Consider the following 15,868-nt stretch of genomic DNA (forward strand, 5'->3'; position numbering starts at 1 on the left):
TTAGTCATTTTAATATTTTTATTTTAGTTACTATATAAATTTAAAAGGGATGCAAATATAGGAATTTAAAATTCAATATTTCAAACCTAATTCATTAAAATTTAAGATTATAAACGTTTATTTTTGCACGTTCTATAAATTCAATTAATGAGAGTCTCAAAAATATTAAACCATTGGTATTCAAATAATAAGAGAGATCTTCCGTGGAGGCAAACAAATAACCCATATTATATATGGTTGTCAGAAATTATTTTACAACAAACACAAATTAAACAAGGGTTACCATATTATGAGTCATTTATAGAGAATTTCCCAACAGTTTTTGATCTTGCGAATGCTGATGAAAGTGAGGTCTTAAAGTTATGGCAAGGTTTAGGATATTACTCAAGAGCAAGAAATTTACATGCAACTGCAAATTATATTGTAGATGAATTAAATGGAATATTTCCTACTAATTATAAGGATTTATTGAAATTAAAAGGTGTTGGTGATTATACGGCAAGTGCAATTGCTTCTATTTGTTTTAATCAGCCAACTGCCGTAGTTGATGGAAATGTTTATAGAGTATTATCACGGTATTTTGGTATCAAAACACCCATAAACTCTTCAAATGGGATTAAAGAATTTAAGCAACTGGCTCAAGAGTTAATAGACTATAAAAATCCAGCCGATTATAATCAAGCTATCATGGAATTTGGTGCGGTGCAGTGTAAACCACAAAACCCTGATTGCAATGTTTGCCCGTTTCAAAATAGATGCGTGGCATTCCAAAAAAACCTAGTTGATATATTGCCTGTTAAAAAAAAGGCGAAAAAGGTTTCAAAGAAACACTTTAATTTTTTAGTAATTATTTCCAACAACAAAACATTTTTAGAAAAAAGACAAGGCAAGGGTATTTGGCAAAATTTATATCAATTCCCGCTAGTTGAAACAGAAAAAGAGGTCACTCATAATGAGGTTAAAACAATTTTAAAAGATTTTAATTTTTTAAAAGGTTTTAATTTTGATTTGTCTCTTTACAATAATCAACCTGTTGTGCATAAACTATCTCATCAACATTTATATACTAAATTTTGGATTTTAACTACGAATGATGATATATCTCATGGTATTTTTTTTAAGGATGTGCACACGTATCCGGTGCCAATTTTAATTGAGAATTTTATCAGAGATTTTAATTTTTAAGGCTTTCTTATATAAATCATATTTTTTTATTAATTTTAAGAAAATGAGAAGCAATTACTTAATTTTGCTTTTTAAATTAAATAAATTTTATGGCAGGTACATTAAATAAAGTAATGCTTATTGGGCATTTGGGTGATGAAGTAAAAATGCATTATTTTGAAGGTGGTGGTTGTGTTGGCCGTTTTCCGTTAGCAACAAATGAAACCTATGTAAGTAAGCAAACTAATGAGCGCGTTAGCAATACAGAATGGCACAATATTGTAGTTAGAAACAAGGCTGCTGAAATTTGTGAAAAGTATTTAAGTAAAGGTGATAGAATTTATGTTGAAGGACGAATAAAAACAAGAAAATGGCAAGATGATAGTGGGAATGAAAGATATTCAACCGAAATTCAATGTACGGATTTCACGTTTTTAACCACTAAAAAAGAAAGTGAAGGCCAAATGGCTAGTAAGGCTCAAGAACCAAAGCCAGCTAATAATCAAAATGAGACGAAAGAGTCTGTTGAAGAAGAAGATGATCTTCCATTCTAATTGTTTAATTAATCCCGTGATATTTGGATCCTGATCCCCCGAGTTTGAAAGCACTATTTTTAACAATTGACTTTTCAATGGTTACAGGTTTTGCGCTATTATTTTTATTGTTATTATTTTCTGCGCTTATTTCTGGCGCCGAAGTAGCATTATTCTCTCTTACTAGAGCCGATATTGAAGACGGTTTAGAACAAAAATCTAAACGGATTCAAATTATTTCAAGATTATTAGAAAGACCTAAAAAATTATTAGCAACCATACTTGTTGCAAACAATTTTATTAATATCGCCATTGTTATTTTGTTTGCTTATTTGGGAGGATTCTTATTTGAAGGCTTAACATCGGCTGTTCTTAGATTTATTTTAGAAGTGTTTATCATTACATTTCTAATCTTATTATTTGGTGAAATATTGCCCAAAATTTATGCCAGTAGAAATAATCTTAAGTTTGCCAGTTTTATGGCATATCCACTCAAAGTTTTAGATGTTATATTTTCACCACTAAGTTTGCCAATGCGAAGTGTTACTTTAGGTATACACAAGCGATTAGGTAGGCAAAAGTTAAATTTAAGTGTCGATCAGTTGTCACAAGCCTTACAATTGACAAGTGAAGAAGACACTACAAAAGAAGAGCATAAAATATTACAAGGAATTGTGTCTTTTGGAAATACAGACACTAAACAAGTTATGCGTCCAAGAATAGATATTTTCGCTTTGAGTGTCGATCAAAAATATTTAGAAATAATGAAGGAGATTATTGAAAATGGATATTCTCGAATTCCTGTTTATAAAGATAATATAGATAAAATTCAAGGCATTTTATATGTAAAGGATTTATTGCCCTACGTTGATAGAAAACAATTTGATTGGACATCTTTATTGCGTGAACCTTTCTTTGTGCCAGAAAACAAAAAACTGGATGATTTAATGGCAGAGTTTCAAGAGAAAAAAGTACATCTTGCTGTAGTCGTAGATGAATATGGAGGCACATCTGGCTTAATTTCTCTTGAGGATATTATTGAAGAGATTGTTGGAGACATAAGCGATGAGTTTGATGACGAAGATTTGAAATATTCAAAATTGGATGATCATAATTATGTGTTCGATGGGAAAACGGCGTTAAAAGATTTTTATAAAATTATAAAAGTTGAAGATGATAGTGTTTTTGAAGTTGATAAGGGTGAGGCAGAAACCATAGCGGGCTTTGTTCTTGAAATATCTAGAAATTTTCCAAAATTAAATAGTAAAATAAATTATAAAAACTACGTTTTTACTATTGAAGCTTTAGATAAAAAACGAATCAAATTAGTAAAATTTACCATAACGGAATGAGAAAAATTTATTATTTAATTTCAATAGTTATTTTTTGCGTTGCTTGTAATGATGATGTTATTCCAAAGCCTAAAGGGTATTTGCGTTTAGAATATCCAAAGGCGAAATACTTAAATACAACTATTGAAAGCATTCCATTTTCTTTTGAAGCTAATGAATTAGGTAAGAAGGTAACTTCAAAAAAACTAATTAGTTCAACTGAAAGTTATGGTGTGAATATTGAATATCCAATGCTAAAGGGAACTATCTATTTAACCTATAAGTCAATTGAGAACAATCCCGATAATTTAATTAATTTTTTACGAGATGCTCAAAACTTTACACAGAAGCATACAAGTAAGGCAGATGAAATTAAAGAAAAGGAATTTTTAAGCCCATTGAATAAGGTTTATGGAATGTTTTATGAAGTAGGAGGAAATGCAGCGTCACAATCTCAGTTTTATGTAACAGATAGTACGGCACATTTTTTAACGGGGTCTTTATACTTTTATGCAAAGCCAAATTATGATTCTATTTTGCCGGCTGCTAAATATTTAGAAAAGGATATAAAGCATATTATGGAAACAATTAGATGGAAATAAAAAAAGCTCCTCATTTTGAGAAGCTTTTTTGTATTATTTAATTTTCTCTTATGCTTTTTTAGAGGCAGCGCAACAGGGTTTATCACAATCTTTAGCGCAAGCCATTTTTTCAGCTTCAGTTTTATCCGCACATTTTGCTTTGCAAGCTTCAACTTTTGCTTTACAATCGTCACAATCTTTTTTAGTGCAGTCTGGATTGCATTTAGCAGAACATTCTTTCGTTACAGTTGAGAAGTCATCAACTGTTTTCATGTCACTTACTTTATACATATCACCAGTTTTAGCAACTATTTCAGAAAGAGATGCCTTCGTAACTTTAGCCTCATTATATTCAACCATTGCTATTTTCCGGTCAAAATCTACGGTGGCAGCTTTAACACCATCCATTCCGGCAATTTTCTTTTCAATGGTTTTAGCACAACCCATAGCACAGGTCATACCTTCAATGGTAAATTCTGCTTTAGCATAGGTAGCATTTGGGTCAACTTCTTGTGTTGTTTCTGCAGCATTTTCAATTTCAATGGTTTTTACTTCAGGATTCGCTTTGTCTTTACAGCCAAATGATAGTAAAAACATAATTAAAATGACCATAACATGTTTAATAGAATTCATTTTATATACGTATTAATATTTACACAAAAATACTAAAAATCTGTATGTTTTATAATGTTAAATTGGGTTTTAATTATTTTTAACAACTTATTTTCCCGATATTTAAGTGCAATAAATTCAAGTTATTATGAAAAAAATAATCCTTCCCGTTAGATTTGGACTTGTTACAAGTGCCGTTTTAATTGCTTATTTTTTGGTGCTAGGAATGTTTAATCAACATACAAACCCAATTTATAGTTTTTTAAATGCCGGTATTACGGCATTTGGTATTTATGAAGCAATACGGGTTTTTAAACTAGAACAAGGAGATCTTTTTAATTATACGAGTGGATTTTCAGCAGGTCTGTTAACTGGTGGCACGGCTACCGTTGTATTTACTGTTTTTTTCTTATTTTATTCTACAGAAATTAATCAAGATTTTCTTCCGCAATTATTAACGTCTTTAAATGGTAAATTTGATATTAATAACGGTCTAATAACCTTTATTGTTGGTATTATGGGACTTGTGAGTACCGTTGTTGCAACCCTCACTATCATGCAGCTTTTTAAAAATAGCAGAAATATGTCTCAAAAGAAGTAAAACGTTTGTAAATTAATTTATTAGCAGTATATTTGCACTCATTTTTAAATAAATTAATTAATAAAAACGTTACGCTATGTACGCAATTGTAGAGATAGCAGGGCATCAATTTAAAGTTGAAAAAGACCAAAAAGTTTTTGTTAACCGTTTACAAACTGAAGAAGGAAAGCAAGTAGCTTTTGATAACGTTCTTCTAATTGGCGATGGTGACAATGTAACTGTAGGCGCCCCGGCTATAGACGGAGCTCAAGTAGGAGCAAAAGTCTTAAAGCACCTGAAAGGTGATAAAGTTATAGTTTTCAAAAAGAAAAGACGTAAAGGATATCGTAAGAAAAACGGTCATCGTCAATCTTTAACCGAAATTATTATTGAAAGTATTGCTGCTTCGGGAGCTAAAAAAGTCACCAAAGCTGAAAAGAAGGCAGAACCAAAAGTTGAGGCTACTGCTCCAAAAGTAGAAGCTAAAAAAGAGGCTCCTGCAAAAGCAACAAAAAAAGCTGAAACTGCTGCTCCAAAAGCAGAGGATAAACCAGCAAAGAAGGCAGAAGCTACTCAAGATTTAAGTAAACTAACAGTTGCTCAATTAAGAGAGATGGCAAAAGCAAAAGATATTACAGGATATTCTTCAATGAAGAAAGCTGAACTAATAGCTGCTTTAAGTTAATTTTAATAAAATAAAATCGAAATAAAATGGCACATAAAAAAGGAGTCGGAAGTTCGAAAAACGGTAGAGAATCAGAATCAAAACGCTTAGGGGTAAAGATTTTTGGTGGTCAAGCTGCAATAGCTGGGAATATTATCGTTAGACAAAGAGGAAATACACATCACCCAGGTGAAAATGTATATTCTTCAAAAGATCATACATTACATGCTCAAGTTGATGGTCTTGTAAAATTCACAAAGAAAAAAGATAATAAATCTTACGTTTCTATTGAGCCTTTTGAGGCTTAATTAGCAACTTCTTTAAAAATTAAAAAAACCCTTTCTGTTTCCAGAAAGGGTTTTTTCTTGTTTGTATTTATGAATTGCGATAGAGATTGCAGTGGTTAGCTTTTGCAAAACTACCATTTATGGTTTTGCAAAACTAGTAACGAAAAGCGCGGTTTGTTATGATACTAAAGGTCAAAACAAAATTGCCGAAATTATCGATATAATTCCCTATGCTTTGGAAACCACTCGAAGGGACAAAAAAAACCCAAACATGTCTGCCTGGGATTTTGAATTTTATTCATTAATTAGAGATTAGCAGGTCGCAACCTTCTCATAATGACTTATTAATATCTGTAATATTCAGGTTTAAAAGGACCTTCAACTTTAACACCAATATATTCTGCTTGCTCTTCGCGAAGTTCCGTTAACTCTACGCCAATTTTTGCTAAGTGTAATTTTGCAACTTTTTCGTCAAGATGTTTTGGTAACATATAAACATCGTTTTCGTATTTATCACCATTTTTCCAAAGTTCAATTTGTGCTAACGTTTGGTTAGTAAACGAGTTACTCATTACAAAACTAGGGTGACCTGTAGCGCAGCCCAAGTTTACTAAACGACCTTCGGCTAAAATGATAATATCTTTACCATTAACAGTGTATTTATCAACTTGAGGTTTAATAGTGTTTTTTGTATGACCGTGGTTTTTATTTAACCAAGCCATATCAATTTCATTGTCAAAATGTCCAATATTACAAACAATAGTTTTGTCTTTTAAAGCTTCAAAATGTTTTGCTTGCACAATGTCTTTATTACCGGTAGTTGTAATAACAATGTCAGCAGTTGGAGCTACCGTTTCAAGTTTTTTAACTTCAAAACCATCCATAGCCGCTTGAAGCGCACAAATAGGATCAATTTCTGTAACCGTTACAATACTTCCTGCGCCTTTAAAAGAGGCAGCTGTGCCTTTTCCAACATCACCATAGCCACAAACAACAACACGTTTACCAGCTAACATGATATCAGTAGCTCTTCTAACGGCATCAACAGCACTTTCTTTACAACCATATTTGTTGTCGAATTTAGATTTAGTCACTGAATCGTTTACATTTATTGCCGGCATAGGTAAGGTGCCATTTTTAACACGTTCATAAAGTCTGTGAACACCTGTTGTAGTTTCTTCACTTAAACCTTTAATACCAGAAACTAATTCTGGGTATTTATCTAAAACCATATTGGTTAAATCACCACCATCGTCAAGAATCATGTTTAGTGGTTGTCTGTCTTCGCCAAAGAATAGCGTTTGCTCAATACACCAGTCAAATTCTTCTTCCGTCATATCTTTCCAAGCGTAAACAGCAGTTCCTGCAGCAGCAATAGCAGCAGCAGCCTGATCTTGTGTAGAGAAAATGTTACAAGAACTCCAAGTAACTTCTGCTCCCAAAGCTTGCAACGTTTCTATTAAAACAGCCGTTTGAATGGTCATATGTAAACAGCCAGCAATACGTGCCCCTTTGAGTGGTTGTGAATTTCCGTATTCTTCACGAAGACTCATTAAACCTGGCATTTCAGCCTCTGCTAATTCTATCTCTTTTCTACCCCATGCACCTAGTGATATATCTTTAACCTTATTAGGAACGTAAGCAATTGTTTTTGTGTTCATATTAGTATATTTGTATTTAACAATTTTTGTCTGCAAATATAACTAATAACTTTCAGAAAATTAAATGCCGCTTTACAAAACCCTTTCCCCAAACTCACAAACTACTGTTAAAATATGGAAGATTGCGGAATCTTATAATGACTTGATAGCAGGAATCACGTTAAAACCAGAAAATTTGGAACGTGTTTTGGGGATGAAAAGTGAACTGCATCAACGCGGTTTTTTAAGTGTGCGCCATTTGCTGGCTGAATTTGGGTATCAAGATTCCGACTTATTTTATGACGAAAAGGGAAAACCTCATTTACATGATGGAAAATATATTTCAATTACACATTCGTTTACGTTTTCGGCCATTGTTGTAAGTGATGATGCTGTTGGGATAGATATTGAAAAGCAGCGTGATAAAATCACTATCATTGCCCATAAGTTTCTTGATTATGAATTTGCTTATTTAGATGAGAGCGATCCATATTATATTAAAAAGTTAACTAGGATTTGGTGTGTAAAAGAATCTCTATATAAACTGTTTGAAACACCTGGATTAAGTTTTAAAGACCATTGTTTAGTAATTCCTTTTGCTATAGAAAATGATACAACCTTTGCCTGGATTGATTATGAAAATAAAAAATACCGCTACTATATTAACTTTTTAGAGTTTGAAGGCTTTACCTGTGCCTATGCCTTAGTTTAAATGAGGACGATTTATAAAAACATACAGGCCTCAGTAAAAAATAGTGAAAAGTTATTTGCTGTTTTAATTGACCCCGATAAGATATCTTTTACTAATATTGCAAGTTTTATAAAAAAGCTGAATATGTCTATTGCAACACATATTTTTGTTGGCGGAAGTACTGTAAAGGAACATACTACAAATGATGTGGTTGTCGAAATAAAAAAGCACACTAATCTTCCTATTATACTATTTCCCGGAGATATCCAGCAAATAACAGATAATGCCGATGCACTTTTATTTTTATCATTAATTTCAGGAAGAAACCCCGAGTATCTTATAGAAAAACAAATTGAAGCTGTTTCAAAATTACGTACAATGAATCTTGAGGTAATTCCAACAGGATATATGCTTATTGAAAACGGAAAACAAACAAGTGTTGAAAGAGTTACCGGAACAAAACCCATTTCAAGAAGTGACATTCAAAACATGGTGGATACGGCTAAAGCAGGTGAATTATTAGGTATGAAACTAATTTATTTAGAAGCAGGTAGTGGTGCTTTAAAACCGATAACCACGGATATTATGAGTGCTGTTAAAAAAGAATTAAATATTCCTTTAATTGTTGGCGGTGGCATTAAAACCAAGAAACAATTAGATGAAGCCTATAATTCAGGAGCTGATTTAGTGGTCGTTGGTACGGCTTTTGAAGACGATGAATCGTTTTTTGAAGAACTAAAAAAAGAATAATGAATCTAGAAAAAGGAATAAAGACAAAGTTTCTATATTCTCTTATCTATAATCTAAAAAAACATGAAAATATCTATAGATTTAACCTTATCACCATTACAAAATGATTTTGAATTGCATATCATCAACTTTATAAAATCATTGAGAGCTTCAAAATTTACTGTATTGGAAAATCCGTTAAGTACACAAATTTATGGTGAGTATGACGAATTAATGCTGTTTCTTACTCAAGCTATTAAAACATCTTTTGAAGAAACCGATATATCTGTTCTCACCATGAAGATTGTTAAAACAGACAGAAGCGATTATGAACCACATTTTTGATTTTTTTATAGACGCCTATCGCGATGTTCCAACCTATCAAATTGTTTTAGAAGCCATTGCTTTTGTATTTGGAATTATGAGTGTTTGGTATGCTAAAAAAGAAAATATTTTGGTATATCCAACCGGACTAATTTGTACTATTATAACCGTGTATTTATTATATATTAGCGAATATTTTGGTGATATGATGATGAATTTTTATTATTCAGTTATGAGTGTTTATGGATGGTGGAACTGGTCTAGAAAAAAGGGAAACAAATTTGTGGTGCCCATTTCAAGAACCACAACAAAAGAAAAATTTATAGGTGTTGTATTATTTGTGTTAACCATGATAGTCACTTATTTTGTTTACAAAGGATTTGATTACACTTTACAAATCCCTAATTATATTGATATTGTAACGTCGGGCATTTTCTTTACTGCGATGTGGTATATGGCTGTTAAGAAATTAGAAAATTGGACCTTATGGATAATTGCAGATTTAATAACTATTCCCTTATACGCTTATAGAGGTTTAGGGATGTTATCTCTTCAGTACTTAATCTTTACTATATTAGCAATTCAAGGATACATGGCATGGAAAAAAATCTTAAACAACAACCGTCAAACTGTATAAAAGTGGTTTTGTTTGGCCCAGAATCTACGGGAAAAACGACACTTTCAAAATATTTAGCACGATATTATAATTCGGTTTGGGTGCCAGAATATGCAAGAGAATATCTTCAAAACAAATGGAATGAAGAACGTAAAACTTGTGAACCAAAAGATCTGTTGCCAATTGCAGAGGGACAAATGTTGTTAGAAAATAAATTGGCGCAAAAAACTGATTCGGTGTTGATTTGTGATACCGATTTATTGGAAACAAAGGTCTATTCTGAGGCGTATTATACGGGATCTTGTGATCCCATTTTGGAAAAACATGCCATAGAAAATTCTTACGATTTATATTTTTTAACGTATATTGACACGCCTTGGGAAGCTGATGATTTACGCGATAGACCAGAGGAAAGAGAACTTATGTTTAAAGCTTTTGAAGATGCTTTAATAAAATATAAAAGACCTTATGTTTTGTTAAAGGGTGGTAAGAAAGAACGTTTAGAATTAGCGGTAAAACATATCGATACATTATTAAAAAGTAAAAAATGATATTTTCAGAAAAGGACACGATTCAAATTGAAAGTCATGGTTTAACTATTGATAAAATAAATAAGCAAGCTTCCCTTATTAAATCTGGGATGTCTTATTCACATTTAAAAGAGGCTGCTACTATCGAAAATGGGATTTTTAAAATTGAAACCAAGAAAGAATCTCATTACATTAGTTTATTTGAAAGTAGACGTAATGAGCTCTTCATGGTAAAGTTTGTTCCGGCTTCTGGTGCTGCTACCAGAATGTTTAAATTTTTATTTCAGTTTTTAAATACCTATAATATTAAGGAAGAAACCCTTGAAAATTATATAGCAAGAACGGCCAATAAAAACCTTCAAACTTTTATAAATAACCTTGAGAAATTGCCATGCTTTGAAGACGTAATTCATAAAATTCATAAAGTCATTCCTAATTATAACGACTTGCCTCATGATGAACGCTGTGTAGAATTTGTAAAAACCATGTTGGATGAAGATAGATTGAATTATAGTTTTTATCCAAAAGGACTGTTGCCTTTTCACAAGTACCAATCACATGTTTGTACGGCTTTTGAAGAGCATTTATTTGAAGCAGCTTTTTATGCATCCGCTAATAAAAAAGCAAATCTGCACTTTACTATTTCTAAAACACATCAAGATAGATTCCAAGAAGAGCTTAATCATATTTTAGAAGACGTAGAAAATCAAACGGGAATCAGTTTTAATATCTCGTTTTCATATCAAAAACCTACTACCGATACTATTGCATTAACTAAAGATAGCGAAATTTATAAAGAACAAGACGGTTCTATTTTATTTAGGCCATCAGGGCACGGCGCATTATTAGAAAACTTGAATGATCTTGATTATGATATTATTTTTATAAAAAATATAGACAATGTTGTTGTGAAAAACCATCATGAAACTATTTCAAATTATAAAAAAATATTAGCGGGTGTGTTGTTGGAAGTTCAAGACCAGGTATTTAAGTTTCTACAACAGTTAGAAGAAACAGATGTTGATGAAAGTGATATAGATTCTATAATCCAGTTTATGATTAATAAATTGAACATTGTTATACCAGCTGATTTTGCGACGGGATCTTTAGAGTCTAAAATATTTTATTTATTGGAGAAATTAAATAGGCCTATTCGGGTTTGCGGAATGGTTAAAAATGAAGGAGAACCTGGTGGTGGTCCGTTTTGGGTAGAAGATAACAAAGGAACTGTTTCGTTGCAGATTGTCGAGTCTGCTCAAATTGATAGTACTATAGAAAGCCAAATAAGTTTATTAAAAAATGCGACCCATTTTAATCCAGTTGACTTAGTTTGCGGCATTAAAAACTATAAAGGAGACTCTTTTGATTTAACCAAATACGTAGATTATGATGCGGCATTTATAACTACTAAAACTCAGTCAGGATCGGATATTAGTGCCTTAGAACTTCCAGGACTATGGAATGGAAGTATGGCCTATTGGAATTCTATTTTTGTTGAGATGCCGCTTATTACATTCAATCCGGTTAAAACAGTTAATGACTTGCTTAAACCAGAACACCAAATGGCATAATGGTTTCTGAAGACGCACTCATATCAGAATTAAGTTTTAAAGCTATAAGAAGTTCAGGCAGTGGCGGCCAACATGTAAATAAAGTATCGTCTAAGGTTGAATTGGCTTTTAATTTAACTGAGTCTTCGGTGCTGAGTGATTTACAAAAAGAACGATTATTGAAAAAATTAGGGAACAGATTGACAAAAGACCACATTCTTATGCTACAATGTGACGAAAGCAGAAGTCAGCATAAAAACAAGGAGCTGGTTATCAAGCGTTTTTTAGATCTTATTAAAAACGGCTTGAGAGTTCCTAAAAAACGTATTCCTACAAAAAGATCTAAAGCGGCTATTAAAAAACGTCTTAAAAGTAAAAGACAACTATCTGAAAAAAAAGTAAATAGGAAGAAACCGAGCTTAGAGTAAAAAATAATTATCAATTATCAATTGTCAATTAGTAATTGTTATTACCTTTGCAATGTTCTCAAAAAAGGGGTGCCTATAAACGGCTGAGATCATACCCAATGAACCTGGAACAGGTAATGCTGTTTAGGGATGGTGATAGTCGCCAATTTAATAAATAGTAACCAGAATAATTACCTCTTTTTATTCGATTATAGTATAATCGTAATGAAAAACTTATTCAAAATGTTAGCACTCTTTGTGTTGTCTAACTCAGTTTTAGCGCAAGAAAAACCACAAGATTCTACAAAAATCCAAACATTAGATGAAATTCTATTATCCGCTACAAGGGCAAAAGATAAAACACCTGTAGCATTTTCAAATATCACAAAAGAAGAGCTAGAGTCTACAAATTTAGGCCAAGATTTACCCATTTTATTAGACCAATTACCTTCTGTAGTCACGACTAGTGATGCAGGTGGTGGTGTAGGTTATACCGGGATTCGTGTTCGTGGTACTGATGCTACAAGGGTCAATGTTACTATTAATGGAATCCCTTATAACGATGCCGAAAGTCAAGGGACTTTCTGGGTAAATATGCCCGATATTGTCTCTTCGGTAGAAGATATTCAGTTGCAACGTGGTGTAGGAACAAGCACGAATGGCTCTGGTGCTTTTGGTGCTAGTTTAAATTTAAAAACTTTAAAACCTTCTGAAGGTGGTTATGCAAGAACCAGCCATGTTATAGGTTCTTTTGGCACCCGAAAACATAATATTAGTTTAGGTTCGGGTTTGAAAAACAACTTTTACACTGAAGCGCGTTTGTCAAAAATCATGAGTGATGGGTATATTGATAGAGCATCTTCAGATTTATCATCCTTTTATATTGAAAGCGGATTTTTAAACGAAAATACGTCTATAAAAGCGATTGTTTTTGGCGGAAAGGAGGAAACTTATCAATCTTGGTATGGAACGCCGGAAGCTGTCGTGAATGGTGATGTTAACGAAATTCAAGCCTTTATTGACAGAAATTACTCGTCGCCAGCCGAAGCTGACAACCTTTTAAATTCTGGTAGGACCTATAATTTTTATACCTACGATAATGAGGTAGATAACTATGAACAAACGCACTATCAGTTACATTTTTCTCAACAAATTACGCCTAATTTTTCAGCAAATATTTCAGGGAATTATACGCGTGGAAAGGGGTATTTTGAACAATATAAAGAAGGCGAAAGCGTAGGAGATTATTTTCCCAATAGCCCCAATGCCGGTGAAGAAGGCGATGTAATAAGAAGACGATGGTTAGACAACGATTTTTATGCGCTTGTTACGTCATTTAACTACCAAAAAAATAATCTAAATCTTTATTTGGGCGGTGGTTTTAATCAATACGATGGCGATCATTTTGGAGAGTTAATCTGGGATTCGTTTCCTGTTTCAATTCCTATTAGAACAGATTACTACACCAGTATTGGGAAAAAGAAGGATTTTAATTCCTATTTAAAAGCTGAATATACAATTAATTCAAAATGGTTTGCCTTTGCAGATGTTCAATACAGATTTGTAGATTACAAATCAAATGGTTTAAGTTCAGATTTAATACCCATAAATGTTGGAGAAGCCTATCATTTTTTTAATCCGAAGGCTGGTTTAACGCTTATTATTGATAATTATAATTCCGTTTACGGGTCCTTAGCAGTTGCTAACAGAGAACCTAATAGGGATGATTTAACTAAAAATCCAACACTCCCAAAGCCAGAACGCTTATACGATTATGAATTTGGATATAAATTAAAAACACCCAATTATTATGTAACGGCAAACCTGTATTATATGAATTATAAAGACCAATTGGTATTAACAGGCGATTTAGATAATGTAGGCGATCCCATTCGTATCAATGTTGATAAAAGTTACAGAGCAGGGATAGAATTACAAGCCGGATATAAGATTCTTGACAATCTTAGAATGGATGCTAACGTTACATTCAGTAAAAATAAGATTAAAAATTTCGATTATGTGGTTTATGACGCTCAGTACGATCCGAATACCTTTGAAACAGTTTCCTATGAAGCTCTTACAACATCATACGAAGATACAGATATCTCTTTTTCGCCTGGTATCATCGCTGGCGCAACAATACGTTATTCACCTTTAAAAGATTTAGATTTAGGATTTATTTCTAAATATGTTGGAAAACAATATTTAGATAACACATCGAGCAATAACAAAAGTATGGATGCCTATTTTGTAAATAATTTTAACGTGACGTATAAATTGAAACCAACGTGGATAAAAGAAATGGCTTTTAATCTATTGGTAAACAATATATTTAATAGTAAATATGTTTCAAATGGATATACCTATAGTTATTTTTACAGGCCAGAAGGTTCTACTGATAATGCAATTACCGAAAACTTTTATTATCCGCAGGCCACTACCAACTTTTTATTAGGGGCGACTTTAAAATTTTAGACGTCAATTAAATTGAGGGAGAAGAGCGACTTATTTTAGGTCGCTCTTTTTATGTTTTAATTTGAAATTAAAAGCAAATTTCCACTTTTTTCAACACGATAATTTTTTAAACCACATTGAAGTGAACCGTCATTCAAAGCCTGCCCAGTAACTAAACTGTATGTGTTTTTGTCATCGCAACTGCAAGTAGCTGTAAGGTCAAAAGTATTTATGTTATTAGTAGGTTTCAACTTACAAGTGCCATTAAATGTATGGTTTGGATCTGCTGCATCCCAAGCATAGTAATCCAAACCAACTTGACTTACTATAATTCCTCTATGCAAAGAGCTTTCGACAGGGATGGAGGTTCCTGAAGATAATTTGTTACCTGGCAAAAGAGTTAAATTAACCCTTTCATAGATGTCAATATCAAGCAAAAATCTGCAATTTGGATTATCAACGGAATCACCACTACAGGCAGTCAATAAAATAAAGGAAAATAGTAGAAATAATGATCTCATAAGAGCAAGCTATTTTTATTGCAATTTACAACAAAAAATATGTTGAGTTAAAAATTTTGTATATTTGTATATAATCTCGTTGTATGCGAGATTTTTTTTATGCTGAACTTGGTTCAGCATCTTTTTATTAATAAAACGATGAAGTTATGAGTAAAGTATCATACTATACACCAGAAGGGTTAAAAAAATTAAGAGACGAACTTAAGCAGTTAAAAGACAAAGAACGTGTAAAAGCTTCAAGAGCTATTGCAGAGGCTAGAGATAAAGGAGATTTGAGTGAAAATGCAGAATATGATGCTGCTAAAGAAGCACAAGGCATGTTAGAAATGCGTATTTCTAAATTAGAAGATGCATTGGCAGGAGCACGTCTTATCGATGAATCACAAATGGATGTATCAAAAATTTTGGTATTATCAAAAGTTAAGATAAAGAATCAAACAAATGGTATGGAAATGAATTATACCTTGGTTGCTGATGGTGAAGCCGATCTAGCATCAGGAAAAATTTCTGTAAATTCACCCATAGGAAAAGGTTTATTAGGTAAGTCAGTTGGGGATGTTGCCGAAATTCAGGTGCCTAATGGTGTTATGAAATTTGATATTATAGAGATTTCCAGATAATAAAATGATAAAATATTTTTTAAAAAGATTCCTA

At 32.4% G+C, this 15,868-nt stretch carries 19 protein-coding genes; 16 read left to right on the plus strand and 3 right to left on the minus strand.

Features of this window, described 5'->3' with window-relative positions:
• The first annotated feature begins 147 nt into the window (after nucleotides 1-147).
• The 4 genes from mutY to gldD all read left to right on the plus strand — a co-directional run bounded on the left by mutY (nucleotide 148) and on the right by gldD (nucleotide 3,630).
• A complete protein-coding gene (mutY, locus tag AC15TD_RS10820; protein WP_484452161.1) occupies nucleotides 148-1,185 on the plus strand; it encodes an A/G-specific adenine glycosylase in 1,038 nt (345 codons plus the stop codon).
• Between the two features lie 89 nt (nucleotides 1,186-1,274).
• On the plus strand, nucleotides 1,275-1,718 hold the full coding sequence (locus AC15TD_RS10825; RefSeq protein WP_484452162.1) for a single-stranded DNA-binding protein: 444 nt from the start codon (nucleotides 1,275-1,277) through the stop codon (nucleotides 1,716-1,718).
• A 23-nt stretch (nucleotides 1,719-1,741) separates the two neighbouring features.
• Entirely contained in the window at nucleotides 1,742-3,049 is a 1,308-nt protein-coding gene (locus AC15TD_RS10830) for a gliding motility-associated protein GldE (protein WP_484452163.1), read from the plus strand.
• Entirely contained in the window at nucleotides 3,046-3,630 is a 585-nt protein-coding gene (gene gldD / locus AC15TD_RS10835; RefSeq protein WP_484452164.1) for a gliding motility lipoprotein GldD, read from the plus strand. Before AC15TD_RS10830 ends, gldD begins: the two co-directional genes overlap by 4 nt.
• Nucleotides 3,631-3,678: 48 nt before the next feature.
• On the opposite strand, the gene AC15TD_RS10840 is transcribed toward gldD, so the two are convergent.
• Entirely contained in the window at nucleotides 3,679-4,242 is a 564-nt protein-coding gene (locus AC15TD_RS10840) for a heavy-metal-associated domain-containing protein (protein WP_484452165.1), read from the minus strand.
• Nucleotides 4,243-4,369: 127 nt separating this feature from the next.
• Here AC15TD_RS10840 and AC15TD_RS10845 point away from each other — a divergent pair, with 127 nt between their 5' ends.
• The 3 genes from AC15TD_RS10845 (at nucleotide 4,370) to rpmA (ending at nucleotide 5,773) form a co-directional block, all read left to right on the plus strand.
• A complete protein-coding gene (locus tag AC15TD_RS10845) occupies nucleotides 4,370-4,822 on the plus strand; it encodes a DUF4199 family protein (RefSeq protein WP_484452166.1) in 453 nt (150 codons plus the stop codon).
• Between the two features lie 76 nt (nucleotides 4,823-4,898).
• Nucleotides 4,899-5,486 (plus strand): 50S ribosomal protein L21, encoded by a 588-nt coding sequence (gene rplU, locus AC15TD_RS10850; RefSeq protein WP_484452167.1) that lies wholly within the window; start codon nucleotides 4,899-4,901, stop codon nucleotides 5,484-5,486.
• A gap of 26 nt (nucleotides 5,487-5,512) precedes the next feature.
• Complete coding sequence (gene rpmA, locus AC15TD_RS10855) at nucleotides 5,513-5,773, plus strand: 50S ribosomal protein L27 (protein ID WP_484452168.1); 261 nt, start codon at nucleotides 5,513-5,515, stop codon at nucleotides 5,771-5,773.
• Nucleotides 5,774-6,096: 323 nt separating this feature from the next.
• On the opposite strand, the gene ahcY is transcribed toward rpmA, so the two are convergent.
• Nucleotides 6,097-7,413 (minus strand): adenosylhomocysteinase, encoded by a 1,317-nt coding sequence (gene ahcY / locus AC15TD_RS10860; protein WP_484452169.1) that lies wholly within the window; start codon nucleotides 7,411-7,413, stop codon nucleotides 6,097-6,099.
• Between the two features lie 64 nt (nucleotides 7,414-7,477).
• Between ahcY and AC15TD_RS10865 the strand changes: the two genes are divergently transcribed.
• From AC15TD_RS10865 to AC15TD_RS10900, 8 genes are all read left to right on the plus strand, one after another.
• Nucleotides 7,478-8,104, plus strand: coding sequence for a 4'-phosphopantetheinyl transferase family protein (locus AC15TD_RS10865; protein WP_484452170.1), 627 nt, complete (start codon nucleotides 7,478-7,480; stop codon nucleotides 8,102-8,104).
• Nucleotides 8,105-8,833 (plus strand): phosphoglycerol geranylgeranyltransferase, encoded by a 729-nt coding sequence (locus AC15TD_RS10870; RefSeq protein WP_484452171.1) that lies wholly within the window; start codon nucleotides 8,105-8,107, stop codon nucleotides 8,831-8,833. It abuts the gene before it with no gap.
• A 63-nt stretch (nucleotides 8,834-8,896) separates the two neighbouring features.
• On the plus strand, nucleotides 8,897-9,157 hold the full coding sequence (locus AC15TD_RS10875; protein WP_484452172.1) for a YkoF family thiamine-binding protein: 261 nt from the start codon (nucleotides 8,897-8,899) through the stop codon (nucleotides 9,155-9,157).
• Nucleotides 9,141-9,773, plus strand: coding sequence for a nicotinamide riboside transporter PnuC (pnuC, locus tag AC15TD_RS10880; protein ID WP_484452173.1), 633 nt, complete (start codon nucleotides 9,141-9,143; stop codon nucleotides 9,771-9,773). The genes AC15TD_RS10875 and pnuC overlap by 17 nt, the downstream gene beginning before the upstream one ends.
• Nucleotides 9,734-10,303: an AAA family ATPase gene (locus AC15TD_RS10885; protein WP_484452174.1), complete on the plus strand. Its 570-nt coding sequence runs from the start codon at nucleotides 9,734-9,736 to the stop codon at nucleotides 10,301-10,303. Before pnuC ends, AC15TD_RS10885 begins: the two co-directional genes overlap by 40 nt.
• Entirely contained in the window at nucleotides 10,300-11,853 is a 1,554-nt protein-coding gene (locus AC15TD_RS10890; RefSeq protein WP_484452175.1) for a DUF4301 family protein, read from the plus strand. The genes AC15TD_RS10885 and AC15TD_RS10890 overlap by 4 nt, the downstream gene beginning before the upstream one ends.
• The gene (gene arfB / locus AC15TD_RS10895) at nucleotides 11,853-12,260 is read left to right on the plus strand and encodes an alternative ribosome rescue aminoacyl-tRNA hydrolase ArfB (protein ID WP_484452176.1); all 408 of its coding nucleotides are present in this window, start codon (nucleotides 11,853-11,855) and stop codon (nucleotides 12,258-12,260) included. The genes AC15TD_RS10890 and arfB overlap by 1 nt, the downstream gene beginning before the upstream one ends.
• A gap of 222 nt (nucleotides 12,261-12,482) precedes the next feature.
• Nucleotides 12,483-14,714: a TonB-dependent receptor gene (locus AC15TD_RS10900; protein ID WP_484452177.1), complete on the plus strand. Its 2,232-nt coding sequence runs from the start codon at nucleotides 12,483-12,485 to the stop codon at nucleotides 14,712-14,714.
• 56 nt (nucleotides 14,715-14,770) lie between these two features.
• Here the strand turns inward: AC15TD_RS10900 and AC15TD_RS10905 are convergent, their stop codons facing one another.
• Nucleotides 14,771-15,214 (minus strand): hypothetical protein, encoded by a 444-nt coding sequence (locus AC15TD_RS10905; RefSeq protein ID WP_484452178.1) that lies wholly within the window; start codon nucleotides 15,212-15,214, stop codon nucleotides 14,771-14,773.
• A 146-nt stretch (nucleotides 15,215-15,360) separates the two neighbouring features.
• On the opposite strand from AC15TD_RS10905, the gene greA reads away from it, so the two are divergent.
• Entirely contained in the window at nucleotides 15,361-15,834 is a 474-nt protein-coding gene (gene greA / locus AC15TD_RS10910; protein ID WP_484452179.1) for a transcription elongation factor GreA, read from the plus strand.
• Nucleotides 15,835-15,868 lie beyond the last annotated feature (34 nt).

The organism is Yeosuana sp., assembly GCF_057126245.1.

What these genes read in the sequence shown, in the direction of transcription:
- mutY (WP_484452161.1), top strand. Translation starts at nt 148, where the DNA reads ATGAGAGTCTCAAAAATATTAAACCATTGGTATTCAAATAATAAGAGA.
- AC15TD_RS10825 (WP_484452162.1), top strand. Translation starts at nt 1,275, where the DNA reads ATGGCAGGTACATTAAATAAAGTAATGCTTATTGGGCATTTGGGTGAT.
- gldD (WP_484452164.1), top strand. Translation starts at nt 3,046, where the DNA reads ATGAGAAAAATTTATTATTTAATTTCAATAGTTATTTTTTGCGTTGCT.
- AC15TD_RS10840 (WP_484452165.1), bottom strand. Translation starts at nt 4,242, where the DNA reads ATGAATTCTATTAAACATGTTATGGTCATTTTAATTATGTTTTTACTA.
- AC15TD_RS10845 (WP_484452166.1), top strand. Translation starts at nt 4,370, where the DNA reads ATGAAAAAAATAATCCTTCCCGTTAGATTTGGACTTGTTACAAGTGCC.
- rplU (WP_484452167.1), top strand. Translation starts at nt 4,899, where the DNA reads ATGTACGCAATTGTAGAGATAGCAGGGCATCAATTTAAAGTTGAAAAA.
- rpmA (WP_484452168.1), top strand. Translation starts at nt 5,513, where the DNA reads ATGGCACATAAAAAAGGAGTCGGAAGTTCGAAAAACGGTAGAGAATCA.
- ahcY (WP_484452169.1), bottom strand. Translation starts at nt 7,413, where the DNA reads ATGAACACAAAAACAATTGCTTACGTTCCTAATAAGGTTAAAGATATA.
- AC15TD_RS10865 (WP_484452170.1), top strand. Translation starts at nt 7,478, where the DNA reads ATGCCGCTTTACAAAACCCTTTCCCCAAACTCACAAACTACTGTTAAA.
- AC15TD_RS10870 (WP_484452171.1), top strand. Translation starts at nt 8,105, where the DNA reads ATGAGGACGATTTATAAAAACATACAGGCCTCAGTAAAAAATAGTGAA.
- AC15TD_RS10875 (WP_484452172.1), top strand. Translation starts at nt 8,897, where the DNA reads ATGAAAATATCTATAGATTTAACCTTATCACCATTACAAAATGATTTT.
- pnuC (WP_484452173.1), top strand. Translation starts at nt 9,141, where the DNA reads ATGAACCACATTTTTGATTTTTTTATAGACGCCTATCGCGATGTTCCA.
- AC15TD_RS10885 (WP_484452174.1), top strand. Translation starts at nt 9,734, where the DNA reads ATGGAAAAAAATCTTAAACAACAACCGTCAAACTGTATAAAAGTGGTT.
- AC15TD_RS10890 (WP_484452175.1), top strand. Translation starts at nt 10,300, where the DNA reads ATGATATTTTCAGAAAAGGACACGATTCAAATTGAAAGTCATGGTTTA.
- arfB (WP_484452176.1), top strand. Translation starts at nt 11,853, where the DNA reads ATGGTTTCTGAAGACGCACTCATATCAGAATTAAGTTTTAAAGCTATA.
- AC15TD_RS10900 (WP_484452177.1), top strand. Translation starts at nt 12,483, where the DNA reads ATGTTAGCACTCTTTGTGTTGTCTAACTCAGTTTTAGCGCAAGAAAAA.
- AC15TD_RS10905 (WP_484452178.1), bottom strand. Translation starts at nt 15,214, where the DNA reads ATGAGATCATTATTTCTACTATTTTCCTTTATTTTATTGACTGCCTGT.
- greA (WP_484452179.1), top strand. Translation starts at nt 15,361, where the DNA reads ATGAGTAAAGTATCATACTATACACCAGAAGGGTTAAAAAAATTAAGA.